At 60.7% G+C, this 12,847-nt stretch carries 8 protein-coding genes; 6 read left to right on the top strand and 2 right to left on the bottom strand.

The annotated features are described in order from the left end of the window. Positions 1-4: 4 nt before the first annotated feature. Positions 5-1,399 carry an efflux transporter outer membrane subunit gene (locus ACA079_RS08615; RefSeq protein ID WP_497703205.1) on the top strand — a complete coding sequence of 465 codons (1,395 nt, stop codon included), beginning with the start codon at positions 5-7 and terminating at the stop codon, positions 1,397-1,399. 85 nt (positions 1,400-1,484) lie between these two features. On the opposite strand, the gene pvdP is transcribed toward ACA079_RS08615, so the two are convergent. Next, positions 1,485-3,095 carry a pyoverdine maturation tyrosinase PvdP gene (pvdP, locus tag ACA079_RS08610; protein WP_497703204.1) on the bottom strand — a complete coding sequence of 537 codons (1,611 nt, stop codon included), beginning with the start codon at positions 3,093-3,095 and terminating at the stop codon, positions 1,485-1,487. A gap of 256 nt (positions 3,096-3,351) precedes the next feature. On the opposite strand from pvdP, the gene pvdM reads away from it, so the two are divergent. The 5 genes from pvdM (at position 3,352) to ACA079_RS08585 (ending at position 11,530) form a co-directional block, all read left to right on the top strand. Beyond that, positions 3,352-4,701: a pyoverdine-tailoring dipeptidase-like protein PvdM gene (gene pvdM, locus ACA079_RS08605; protein WP_497703203.1), complete on the top strand. Its 1,350-nt coding sequence runs from the start codon at positions 3,352-3,354 to the stop codon at positions 4,699-4,701. A 30-nt stretch (positions 4,702-4,731) separates the two neighbouring features. Continuing rightward, positions 4,732-6,045, top strand: a complete 1,314-nt coding sequence (gene pvdN / locus ACA079_RS08600) for a pyoverdine-tailoring periplasmic protein PvdN (protein ID WP_497703202.1) — start codon at positions 4,732-4,734, stop codon at positions 6,043-6,045. 8 nt (positions 6,046-6,053) lie between these two features. After that, positions 6,054-6,932, top strand: a complete 879-nt coding sequence (gene pvdO / locus ACA079_RS08595) for a dihydropyoverdine dehydrogenase (protein WP_497703201.1) — start codon at positions 6,054-6,056, stop codon at positions 6,930-6,932. Positions 6,933-7,151: 219 nt separating this feature from the next. Then, positions 7,152-8,801, top strand: coding sequence for a cyclic peptide export ABC transporter (locus tag ACA079_RS08590; protein ID WP_497703200.1), 1,650 nt, complete (start codon positions 7,152-7,154; stop codon positions 8,799-8,801). A gap of 251 nt (positions 8,802-9,052) precedes the next feature. Beyond that, positions 9,053-11,530, top strand: a complete 2,478-nt coding sequence (locus ACA079_RS08585) for a TonB-dependent siderophore receptor (RefSeq protein WP_497703199.1) — start codon at positions 9,053-9,055, stop codon at positions 11,528-11,530. Between the two features lie 263 nt (positions 11,531-11,793). Here ACA079_RS08585 and ACA079_RS08580 read toward each other — a convergent pair whose 3' ends face one another. Next, on the bottom strand, positions 11,794-12,750 hold the full coding sequence (locus ACA079_RS08580; protein WP_497703198.1) for an alpha/beta hydrolase: 957 nt from the start codon (positions 12,748-12,750) through the stop codon (positions 11,794-11,796). Positions 12,751-12,847 lie beyond the last annotated feature (97 nt).

The following is a 12,847-nucleotide window of genomic DNA, read 5'->3' as shown; positions in this document are numbered from 1 at the left end:
ATCCATGAAGCCGCAACTCAGCCTGCTGACCCTCTGCCTGTTGCTCGGCGCCTGCGGCAGTCCCGCCCAGCGTCCGGACAGCGGCCTCCAGCCGCCCGCTGCCTGGCAATCGCCACACACTCAAAGCGCTACCCGCAGCAACCTGCAATGGTGGACGCAGTTCGGCAGCCCTGAGCTTGATCGCCTGATCGAACAGGCGCGGGTCGGCAGTTACGATCTGGCCGCCGCCATCGCCCGGGTGCGCCAGGCTCAGGCCGACACCGTGATTGCCGGCGGCACGCTGCTGCCGGAGGTCAAGGCCGGCCTGAACGCCAATCGGCAGAAACTATTGCGCGGCAACGGCTACAGCCAGCTCGATGCCGACGGCGATAACAAGGCCGTCGATTACTTTAACGCCAACCTCAGCGCCACTTACGAAATTGACTTCTGGGGCGGCCAACGCGCCGCCCGCGACAGTGCGCAATTCGGCTTGCAGGCCAGCGAATTCGATCAGGCGACAGTGGAGTTGACGCTGCTCAGCGGCGTTGCCAACACCTACGCGCAAAGCTTGTCGCTGCGCGAGCAAAGTCGCATCGCCGAGCTGAATCTGGCGAACGCGCAAAATGTATTGAAACTGGTGCAGACGCGTTTTGACTCAGGCTCGGCGACGGCTTTGGAGCTGGCGCAGCAGAAGAGCCTGGTCGCCGCGCAACAGCGACAATTGCCGCTGGTGCAGCAACAGGCTCAGGACGCACAGATCAGCCTTGCCGCCCTGCTCGGCCGGCCGGTGCAGGAATTGTCTTTGGGTCAGGAACGCTTTGATCAACTGTCATGGCCGACCATTGGCGCTGGCCTACCCAGCGAGCTGATCAGCCGTCGCCCAGACATCGCCCGCGCCGAAGCGCAATTGGCCGCCGCACAAGCCGACGTCACCGTCGCCCGCGCCGCCATGTTGCCGGCCGTAACCCTGAGCGCAGAAATCGGCTCCGGTGCCGACCGCGCCGCCGACGTCCTGCGCAACCCCTTCTACAACCTCACCGCCGGACTGCTCGCACCGGTCTTCAACAATGGTCGCCTGAGCGCCGAGCGCGACAAGGCCACGGCCCGTCAGGAAGAACTGCTGGAGACGTATCGCGGGGCGATCATCAATGGGTTCGCCGATGTGGAAAAAGCGTTGAACAGCATTCGCGGTTTGGATGAACAGCGGCAGTGGCAAGGTGAAGAGCTGAACCAGGCGCAGACGGCATTCAACATTGCGCAAAGCCGTTATCAGGCCGGGGCCGAGGATTTGCTGACGGTGCTGGAGACACAGCGCACGCTGTATGCGGCGCAGGATTTGAATGTGCAGCTGCGGTTGTCGCGGTTGCAGGCGAGTATTGCGTTGTACAAAGCGCTGGGTGGAGGGTGGCAGACACTCTAAAAATCAAAAGATCGCAGCCTTCGGCAGCTCCTACAGGTGTACGTCATGCCAATGTAGGAGCTGCCGAAGGCTGCGATCTTTTGATCTAGGCTTTGGCCTTCAAATGCCGAGCATACCAAGGCCGCTGCGGCACCTTGCGGAACAGATCCGCCAGTTTCTTCTCGTCATCACCAAAGGTAATCCGCAACGCAAGCTTCATGGTTTCCGGGTCCATCTCCACCGACTTGCCGGCCTGTAACCCCGGCGTGGTGCTGCAGCCATGGGTGCTCGGGCCGAGCCACGGATCATCGATCTCGACCCAACGCCCAGGCGCAAACCACGCCACGCCATTGACCTCAAGCCGACTGACCTGCCCCGGATGAAAGCGCTCGTGCGCACGAAACCAGTCTTCCAGTCGATCATCGATCCAGCCGTGAAAATGCCAGAACACCGGGTTTACATGAGACGAAAACGGATCGCCAAGGAAGTCATTTTCCGGCGCATACCAGCGCGCGGAAAAATCCGCTGGATCCCGGGCGAACGGTACGGGCTGACCGTTGGACGGATCACGCGGCACCGAGGCCCAACGCATGTGCAGCCAGTCGTGTAGCCCCAATTCGACCTCTGAACCGAACTGACCCAAGGTCAATTTCGACAGATAGCGCGGATCGCGGTACTGCGATTCCCATACCTGGAAATTGCTGTGGTAGGTCTCGGCGGTCTTGATGTCGCTGACCCATTGCGAGTACTCGGCATCGTCGTCGGCCAGCCAGGTCGGCGGCAGCGCGGTGCCGTCGTGGTTGTCGAAATAACGGGCGAACCCGACGCGATCACGCGCCAGTTCCGGCTGGGGCAAGGGGAAATGCGACCAGGACGGCAAGTCTTGCAGGGAGCGCGCCTTGCCGAGCATGTGCCGGTGCATGAAGAAGAAATCCACGCCCGAGCCGTTACGATCCTTGCGCGCGCCACGGGCATCACGCTCCTTGTCTCGCGGGCCAGGCTGCCAGCCAATGCCGCGCAGGGCACCGCGCTTGTCTTCGGACAGGGTGTGCCATTTGTCCCGGGAGGCATGCCAGAGCTGATGAAACAGCCGGTGCTCGGGCGACACCAGCCAGGCCAGCAACGACGGATTGAGACCGGTGCGCTCGCGGGCTTCGGGGAACACGCGCTTGACGGCAATGAAGCGGTTGTCCTGGGCCGTCAACATCAGTGGACGGTCCAGATTCACCACCCGACCACTGAGAGTGCCGCTGCCAGCGTTGCCGAAACCGGCCCAGACTTCGTCCAGCGCCATGCTGAATTCGTAATCCGCTGTACCGTTGACGCTGAGCAGTCGCCAGCTCAATTGCGCCGGTTTGGCGCCGGCCAGATCGCCGAGCACCCGATAACGCGGCGTTTCGCTCGAACGCAAACGCTCGGCGGTGTCGAGGAACCCGCTCAGGCCGCGGCCTTTGTGACCGATGTCGAGAAACACCTCCAGCCCGTCCCGTGGCAGGCCTTCGATGCCGGCGTCAGGCCCCTCGAAACGAATCTGCCAGACACCGCGCAAGGTGTTCGCCAAGTGTTGGCCAGCGACATCCGCGACATCGAAAGACGCTTCGCCGGGGGTGATCGTCGGATCCGGTCTGGTCCATTCACGATGCCCATAAAAAGCCGCAGGCACGGCGGCACCGGTCAGCGCCAGGCCTGCCATGAACCATCGTCGAGAAATCGTCATTGCCCTACCTGTGTCAGCCATGAAGCAGGCTTTATCCAAGCTAGAACGTACGTCGCCCTCCGAAATTTATGGTGCTCCCGAAAAGATCGCAGCCTTCGGCAGCTCCTACGGGAGTAAGCCTTACCAATGTAGGAGCTGCCGAAGGCTGCGATCTTTTTGAGGACAACCTAAATTCCATGGTCGGCCACTCGTTCTTCCCAGATAGCAAAGGCCCCTGCGCCTGCCCCCCCCAACGGCGAACCTGACTGAGACAGCAATGACAAAACCACGTTCGAAAAAGGCTCTTTACATCGGCCTGCCGCTGGCCCTGGCGATCAGCGCCGGTGCAGGCTTTGCGGCTTGGGATTACTGGTTCAAGGACAATCCCGGCTACCCGGTCAAGGTGATGAAACAGGCCGATGAGCTGCACGAGCGAATCCTCTCCTTCGACAGCCACGTCACCGTCCCGCTGGACTTCGGCACCGCCGGCAATGAAGCGGACAAGGACGGCACCGGGCAGTTCGACCTGGTCAAGACCGGACGCGGACGTTTGTCCGGCGCGGCGCTGACGATTTTTGGCTGGCCGGAAATCTGGAACGGTGCCAACGCCCCGCACCGCCCCACCGCCGGTTTCGTCGACGAAGCACGGTTCGAGCAGGAAACCCGCTACAAAATCATCAGCACCCTGGTTCGCGACTTCCCCAATCAGGTCGCCATCGCTTACACCCCCGACGACTTCCGACGCCTGCATGGCGAAGGCAAGTTCGCGATCTTCATGAGCATGCTCAACGCCTATCCGCTGGGCAACGACCTGAACGCCCTGGACAAGTGGGCGGCCCGCGGCATGCGCATGTTCGGCTTCAGCTACGTGGGCAACAACGCCTGGGCTGATTCGTCCCGGCCGTTGCCGTTTTTCAATGATTCCCGCGACGCCCTCGGCGGCCTCTCGGAGATCGGCAAGCAGGCCGTGCACCGCCTCAACGACCTCGGTGTGATCATCGACGTTTCGCAGATGTCGACCAAGGCGCTGGAGCAAGTCGCCCAACTGAGCCGTGCACCGATGGTCGCGTCCCACTCGGCACCACGCGGGCTGGTGGACATCCCGCGCAACCTCAGCGATCAGGAAATGCAGCTGATCAAGAACAGCGGCGGCGTGGTGCAGATTGTCGGTTTCCCGACCTACATCCGCCCGCTCAGCCAGGCCACCCAGGACAAACTCAACGCCCTGCGTGCACGCTTCGACCTGCAACCGTTGCAAGGCCTGGAGATGGCGCTGATGCCGGGCGATCCGGTGATCACCGTCTGGTCCGAACAACGTTTCGGCGAGTACGCCAGTCAGCTCTACGCCATCGTCGACGAGGAACCCAAGGCCACGCTCAAGGACTACGGCGACGCGATCGACTACGCGGTGAAGAAAATCGGCATCGACCACGTCGGCATCAGTTCCGACTTCAACGACGGCGGCGGTCTGGACGGCTGGAAAGACGTCAGCGAGGCCCGCAACGTAACGGCCGAGCTGATCAGTCGCGGCTACGGCGAAGCCGATATCGCCAAGCTCTGGGGCGGCAACTTCCTGCGGGTCTGGGACCAGGTGCAGAAGTCTTCCAAGCCTGTGGCGAAAAACTGATTCTCTCTTTTGCAGAAGCGAACCGAGCTCATGACCAACCGTCGTTCATTCCTCAAGCAGGCCGGTATTCTCGCGGCCGGCCTGCCCCTGGGCGCTGCCGTGAATCTGCCGGCGCTGGCCGCCAATCCGGCGCCGCTGCCGAAGGATAAGTGGGCGCAACTACGCCAGATGTTCAATCAGGACCCGGATTACCTGCACTTCGCCAACTTTCTGGTGACCTCACACCCAAGACCGGTGCGTGAAGCGATCGACATGCACCGCGCCAACCTCGACCGCAACCCCGGCCGGGCCATGGACTGGGACCTGGGGGAAACCGAAAAACGCGAGCAGGAAGTTCGCGTCTGGGCCGGTCGCTACCTCAAGGCCAAGCCCGAGCAGATCGCCCTTACCGGCAGCACCACCGAAGGCCTTTCACTGATCTACGGCGGCATTCACGTGCGCCCCGATCAGGAAATCCTCACCAGCGAACACGAACATTACGCGACGAACTATGCCTTGGCTTACCGCCAGCAAAAGGACGGAGTCAAGGTTCGCAAGCTCAAGCTGTTCGAGAACAGCCACAACATTTCCGTGGATGAAGTGCTGGGCTCGATTGCCAAAGGCATTCGCCCCGAAACCCGAGTGCTCGGCATGACGTGGGTGCAATCGGGCAGCGGCGTCAAACTGCCGATCGGCGAGATCGGCAAACTGGTGGACGAGCAGAACCGCAACCGCGCAGAAAAGGACCGCATCCTGTATGTGGTCGACGGTGTCCATGGCTTCGGCGTCGAGGACCTCGACTTCCCCGACATGCATTGCGATTTCTTCATCGCCGGCACCCACAAATGGATGTTCGGCCCGCGCGGCACCGGGATCATCTGCGCCCGTTCGGCCGAACTCAAGGACGTGACGCCGACTATCCCGACGTTCTCCGAAGCCACCACCTTCTCGACCATCATGACCCCCGGCGGCTATCACAGCTTTGAGCATCGCTGGGCCCTGAACGAAGCCTTCAAGCTGCACCTGGACCTGGGCAAGGCCGAGGTGCAGGCGCGCATCCACGCGCTCAATACCTATGCAAAAAACCGCTTGCTGGAGCACCCGCAGATCGAACTGGTGACGCCAAAGAGCCCGGACCTGTCGGCCGGTTTTACCTTCTTCCGGATCAAGGATCGCGACTGCGAAAAAGTCGCCGTCCAACTGATGGAAAACCGCGTGGTCTGCGACTCGGTGGACCGCGACGTCGGCCCGGTGATCCGCATCGCCCCCGGCCTGCTCAACACCGAAAACGATATCGACCGTTTCATGGCCGTGTTGAGCAAGACCTCCCTCGCCACAGGGACATCCCGTTTTCTTTTAAATTGAGACAACACATGAACAGAGATCTGCTGAACCTGCCGCTCAAGGCACTGGCCCTGACCGCACTCGTGGCAGGCCTGCTGCCTGGCGCCGCCCTGGCTGCCGCCACCCCGCCACCAGGCAAAGTGTTCAAAGACTGCCGAGACTGCCCGGAAATGGTCGTGCTGCCGGCCGGCACCTTCACCATGGGCACCCCCAATGACGAAGTCGGGCGCGAGCCTGATGAAAGTCCGATGCACCAGGTGACCTTCGCCAAACCGTTCGCCATGAGCCGCTTCCAGGTCACCGCCGGTGAATGGGACAGCTACGTGCGCGAGAGTGGCGTGACCATCGCCAATGGCGACACCCGGCCGGGTCGCGAGTGCGTCGCCAGCAAGCCGCGTTATCCGCAAAGTCCGCGCCAGCCGGCGGTGTGCATGAACTTCGACGACGTGAAAAACTACGTCGCCTGGCTGTCGAAAAAAACCGGGCAGAAGTACCACATGGTCAGCGAGGCCCAACGCGAATATGCCGCGCGGGGCGGCAGCAAAGGGCCTTTCCCCTTCCCGTTCGATGAGGGCAAGGAATACAGCATCAGCAAACACGCCAACACCTATGGCCCGGCGGACGGTTACAGCTTCAGCTCGCCAGTGGGCAGCTACCCGCCGAACGCCTTCGGCATGTACGACATGCACGGCAACGTTTACGAATGGGTAGAAGACTGCGAACACCCTGATTACGTCGGTGCGCCCACCGATGGCAGCGCCTGGGTCGAACCCAAATGCGAAGCCGTGCGGATTCGTGGCAACGACTGGGGGGAAGCGCCGGTGTTCTCCCGTTCCGGCAACCGCAACAGCCAGTACCCGCAAGAGCGCGGCGACTGGATGGGTTTCCGCATCGTGCGCGACCTCTAAGCCATACGCTAACCCCCTGTAGGAGCTGCCGAAGGCTGCGATCTTTTGATTTTGTTTTTAAAAGCAAAGTCAAAAGATCGCAGCCTTCGGCAGCTCCTACAAGGTTGTGTGTGAAGTCAGTGACCATTGCCCCGCCGCCAGTCGGTGACCTTGTAAATTAAGCCTTCCACCAGACGTTCTACTGGGTATCTGCCTTCACGACCCAAGGAACTGTCTTCCATGACCCAGCCTACCCGTGGCGCCATCGGCGAATTGTTCGCCCTGTTGAAACCCTTTCGGCTCATCGTCGCCGCGTCCATTTTCCTGGGCATGGTCGGCGGCCTGAGCGTCACGGTATTGCTGGCGACCATCAACAACGCCCTGCATTCGGACACCGGCCTGACCCAAGGCGTCGTCGCCCTGTTCGCCGGCCTGTGCCTGCTGGCGCTGGCCAGTTCGATCTGCTCGGACATCGGCACCAACTATGTCGGCCAGCACATCATCGCCAAACTGCGTAAACAGCTGGGCGAGAAAGTCCTGTCGGCGCCGATTGAACAGATCGAGCGCTATCGCAGCCACCGTTTGATCCCGGTGCTGACCCACGACGTCGACACCATCAGCGACTTCGCTTTCGCCTTCGCGCCGCTGGCCATTTCCGTCACCGTGGCCCTGGGTTGCATGGGCTACCTGGCCATTCTGTCGTGGCCGATGTTCCTGATCATGGTCGCCGCCATCCTGATCGGCACCGCCATTCAGGCCTACGCCCAGAGCAAAGGGGTGCAGGGTTTCATGGCCGCCCGAGAGGCCGAAGATGAACTGCAAAAGCACTACAACGCGATTGCCGAAGGCGCCAAGGAATTGCGCATTCATCGTCCACGCCGCCAGCGCATGTTCGTCTCGGGGATCAAGGCTACGGCCGAGTTCATCTGCAACACCCAGGTGCGTTCGATCAATACGTTCGTCATTGCCAAGACCTTCGGCTCGATGCTGTTCTTCGTGGTGATCGGCCTGGCCCTGGCCCTGCAAACCTTTTGGCCGAGTGCCGACAAAACCGTGATGAGCGGCTTTGTGCTGGTGCTGCTTTATATGAAAGGCCCGCTGGAGCATTTGATCAGCACCTTGCCCATCGTCAGCCGCGCGCAGATCGCCTTCCGCCGCATCGCCGAATTGTCGGAGCAGTTTTCCACCCCGGAACCTCATCTGCTGCTCAGCGATAAAGGCAACGTCAAGCAAGCGGTGCACGAACTGAAGCTGGCCGATGTACGTTTCAGCTTCCCGGCTGCCGAAGGCGCTGCACCTTTCCAGCTCGGGCCGGTGAACCTGACGATCAAGCAAGGCGACATCACCTTTATTGTCGGCGAGAACGGTTGCGGCAAGACCACGCTGATCAAAATGCTGCTGGGTCTGTACACGCCGCAGCAGGGAGCAATCCACGTCAATGGCGAAGTGATCGACGCCGCCAACCGCGATGACTATCGCCAGTTGTTCACCACCATTTTTGCTGACTACTACCTGTTCGATGACGTGATCCAGGGCGATACGCACATCCCCGAAGACGCCAACAAATACCTGCAACGGCTGGAGATCGCGCACAAGGTCAGCGTCAAGGACGGCAACTTCACCACCACCGACCTCTCCACCGGCCAGCGCAAACGCCTGGCCCTGGTCAATGCGTGGCTGGAGGAACGTCCGGTGCTGGTGTTCGATGAATGGGCGGCCGATCAGGACCCGACTTTCCGACGGATTTTCTACACCGAGCTGCTGCCGGACCTCAAGCGTCTGGGCAAGACCATCATCGTGATTTCCCACGATGACCGCTACTTCGACGTGGCGGACCAACTGGTGCGCATGGAAAGCGGACGAGTCGTCACCGAACTCGCCCCCGCCTGATCGCTGAACACATCTTTGTGGCGAGGGAGCTTGCTCCCGCTGGGTCGCGAAGCGGCCCCAAAAATGGGACTGCTGCGCAGTCCAGCGGGAGCAAGCTCCCTCGCCACAGGACCGCGAAAAATCTAACTCCTTCCACCCTTCGGAATTTTATTTTTCCGGTTTCTTTCCGGTTTTACGTTCGTGCTGCGTCTAATAATCATTCCTATTAACAAAAACTCTGCACAACACTTTTTCAGGAGCTCAGGTAAGTAATGCGACCTCAAACACGCCGCACACCTCTCGCGCTGGCCGTACAGCGCTCGACTTTGCATCGCACCCTGTTCACTAGCGTACTGCTGACCGCCACCTTGCTGGGGAGCTCGATGGCCAATGCTGCACCTGTAAAAGTGAACATTGCAGGTCAATCGCTTTCCAACGCGCTGACCGAGCTGGGCATGCAGACCAATCTGCAAATCCTCTACAGCCCGGATCAGGTTGCAGGGATCAAGTCTCGCGCGGTGTCCGGTTCCCTGGAACCGTCCGATGCCCTGAAGGCCCTGCTGCAAGGCACCGGCATCTCGTTCCAGATCAACGGCAACAGCGTCACCCTGGTGTCCGGCGGCGGCTCGAGCCTGCAACTGGGCGCGACCACCATTTCCGGCCAGGCCCTGGGCCTGACCACTGAAGACACCGGTTCCTACACCACCGGCGCCACCACCACCGCGACCAAGCTGCCGCTGACCATTCGCGAGACTCCGCAATCGGTCACCGTGATAACCCGTCAGCAGATGGACGATCGCGGCGTACAAAGCGTTGGCGACGCGTTGCGCAACACCCCCGGCATCACGACGCAGAAGTACGACAGTGACCGTACCGAGTTTTCCGCCCGTGGCTTTGCCATCACCAACTTTCAGTACGACGGCGTCAACATCCCCTACGACGGCGTGTACGGTGAAAACCCTAACAACAGCGACGATGCGGCCAGCCTCGACCACATCGAAGTCATCAAAGGCGCTACCGGCCTGATGACCGGCGCGGGTGACCCGTCCGCCACGGTCAACCTGATCCGCAAGAAACCGACCAAGGACTTCAAGGCGTCGGTCAGCGCCACCGCCGGTTATTGGGACAACTACCGCACCGAAGGCGACATCTCCGGTTCGCTGAACGATTCCGGCAGCGTGCGCGGTCGCTTCGTCGGTGCCCTGCAGGACAAAGATTCGTACATCGATCATTACAGCCAGAAGAAAGACCTGTTCTACGGCATCCTCGAAGCCGACCTGACGGACGATACCTTGCTGACCCTGGGCGTCGACAAGTCCAGTGCCACCCCGCGCGGCAGCTCCTGGACCGGTAACTCGCCGTACTTCACCGACGGTGGCCGTACTGACTTCTCTCGTAGTTTCAACCCTGGTGCTGACTGGAGCCGTCGTGATTTCGACAGCGTCACCTACTTCTCGTCGCTAGAACAGGCTCTGGCCAATGACTGGAAATTCAAGGCCAGCTTCGACCAGAAAACCACCGATCACGACACCCAACTGGCCTCGGCCAGCGGTGGTTACGCGGACCGCGCCACGGGCGAAGGCAATTTCTTTTACTGGGGTCGCTGGGAAGGCCATCGCGTGCAGAACACCGCAGACGTCAGCGTCTCCGGTCCGTTTTCCCTGGGTGGTCGCGAGCATGAACTGGTGGCCGGCTTCATGGCGTCCCACTCGCGCCAGACCGGTGCAACGTACGACACCAGCGCCTTCGAAATGGTCCCAGGCAGCATCTATGACTGGAACGGCAGCCTGCCGAAACAGGACTTCCCGAAAAACGGCAAGTACGAACGCACCCAGAGCCAGAACGGCCTTTACCTGGCCACACGTCTGCGTCCGACCGACGACCTGTCGTTCATCCTCGGCAGCCGTCTGAGTACCTTCAAGTACAACGAGGATTACTCCTACTATCCGGGCGGCACCCTCACCGACACTCACGCCAGCTACAAGGAACATGGCGTCGTCACGCCTTACGCCGGTGTGGTCTATGACCTGAACGATACCTACTCGGTCTACGGCAGCTACACCAAGATCTACCAGCCTCAGATCAACAAGGACATCAACGGTTCGACCCTGGCACCGGTCGAAGGCGACAGCTACGAAACCGGCCTGAAAGCGGCCTACTTCGAAGGCAAACTGAACGCCAGCCTGGCCTTCTTCCGCATTGAGCAGGACAACGTCGCGCAATCGGTCGGCACCGATTTGAATACGGGCGATGGCATTTTCAAAGCCACCGACGGCGCCACCACCAATGGTGTGGAACTGGAACTGGCCGGCGAACTGGCTCAGGACTGGAACGTGTCTGCCGGCTACACCTACGCCCGCACCCGTGACAAGGACGAACAACGCATCTTCGGTTTCCCGCTGGCCACCAGCAAACCGGAACACGTGATTCGTACGTTCACCACCTACCGTCTGCCCGGCGCGCTGGACCAGTTCACCGTCGGTGGCGGTGTCAGCTGGCAGAGCGCGTTTTACGGCCAGAGCTACAGCCCCAACGTGGGCGGTGGCGAGGGCGGCAGCACCATGCTCAAGCAAGGTGGCTACACCCTCGTGGACCTGATGACCCGTTATCAATACGACGAACACCTGAGCTTCACCGCCAATGCCAACAACGTCTTCGACAAGAGGTACCTGACCGGCCTGGGCAACTTCGGCACCACGTTCTACGGCGAGCCACGTAACCTGCAGATCACCGCGAAGTATGATTTCTGAGTGGCTGAGCTGAAATGAAAAATGCCCGTATCTCGCGATACGGGCATTTTTTTTGGGCGATGATTTGTGGTGAGTCTCATGCCGCCATCGCGAGCAAGCTCGCTCCCACATTGGATCTCCAGTGTCTACAAAACCCCTGTGGGAGCGAGCTTGGTCTGGGCGGCATTCCGACGATGGCGATTGTAGAGCCACCAAATACCTTCCGCCGGACACAAAAAAACCGCCACCCCTTATCCAGGGATGGCGGTTTTTTTCACGTCAAATCAAAACCACGAACGTACCCACCCTGCTACTTCCGCATGAATCCCCTCAACCTCCCCCAACAACCCCGCCATACGCAAAAAGTCATGGGTCATTCCAGGCTGTTCCAGCAACGTCACCTCATTCCCGGCAACACGCAGCCGATCCGCATACGCCAACCCTTCGTCATGCAACGGATCATGCCCGGCCAAATACACCAGCGCCGGCGCCACACCCGACAGATCCTCCGCCAGCAACGGCGAGCACCGCCAATCAGCCAGATCCTGCGGCGTACGCCCGTAATGCGCATAGAACCAATCCAGCGTCGGCGTCTCCAGCAAATAACCCTCGGCAAAATCCCGATGCGACGCGCGCTTGGTCGTGGCATCCGTCACCGGGTACACCAACAATTGCGCCTTGGGTTTCAACGCCAGTTCCTCAGGTTCACGCACCGCCATGATCGACAACACTGTTGCCAGCGTCGCACCCACGCTGTCACCGGCCACGGCCACTCGCGTTGCGTCCAGGCCACGCGTCGCGCCCTCGCGAACCAGCCAGTTCCCCGCATCGCAGGCATCCTGCACCGGTGTCGGGAACCGCCATTCCGGCGCCAGACGATAATCCACCGTCAACAAGGCAAAACCACCTTGGGAGGCCAGCCGCCGACACAACGCATCATGAGAATCGAGACTGCCAACCACATACCCGCCGCCATGGAAATACAACACCACCGGTTGCAGCCCATCGACCGATTGCCCATCGCGATACACTCTTGCCGACAGGCTGTGGCCATCTCGCGCGGCGATGGTGAAGTCTTCACAGGAAACGCTGTCCAGCGGCACATCGAGAAACCCCGACGACGCTTCGAAATCGAGCCGCGCCTGTTGTGGCGACTGCTCATGCATCGCGCGACTTTTGCCGGTCATCCGGCCGAACTCGGCGAGTTCGAGAAATGCTTCAAGTTCTGGCAACACAGCCATGGGGCGAATCCTTTTACATAAAGAGGTCAATACAAAATCTTGAAACGAGCGACGCTTCTGTAGGAGCTGTCGAGTGAAACGAGGCTGCGATCTTTTG

Source organism: Pseudomonas sp. LBUM1645, assembly GCF_059716185.1.
Note: the sequence above shows the minus strand (reverse complement) of the source record. Positions and strands in the feature narration are given on the sequence as shown.

Bases quoted from the DNA above. Each gene is read 5' to 3' on its own strand.
- ACA079_RS08615 (WP_497703205.1), top strand. From the start codon at position 5: ATGAAGCCGCAACTCAGCCTGCTGACCCTCTGCCTGTTGCTCGGCGCC.
- pvdP (WP_497703204.1), bottom strand. From the start codon at position 3,095: ATGACGATTTCTCGACGATGGTTCATGGCAGGCCTGGCGCTGACCGGT.
- pvdM (WP_497703203.1), top strand. From the start codon at position 3,352: ATGACAAAACCACGTTCGAAAAAGGCTCTTTACATCGGCCTGCCGCTG.
- pvdN (WP_497703202.1), top strand. From the start codon at position 4,732: ATGACCAACCGTCGTTCATTCCTCAAGCAGGCCGGTATTCTCGCGGCC.
- pvdO (WP_497703201.1), top strand. From the start codon at position 6,054: ATGAACAGAGATCTGCTGAACCTGCCGCTCAAGGCACTGGCCCTGACC.
- ACA079_RS08590 (WP_497703200.1), top strand. From the start codon at position 7,152: ATGACCCAGCCTACCCGTGGCGCCATCGGCGAATTGTTCGCCCTGTTG.
- ACA079_RS08585 (WP_497703199.1), top strand. From the start codon at position 9,053: ATGCGACCTCAAACACGCCGCACACCTCTCGCGCTGGCCGTACAGCGC.
- ACA079_RS08580 (WP_497703198.1), bottom strand. From the start codon at position 12,750: ATGGCTGTGTTGCCAGAACTTGAAGCATTTCTCGAACTCGCCGAGTTC.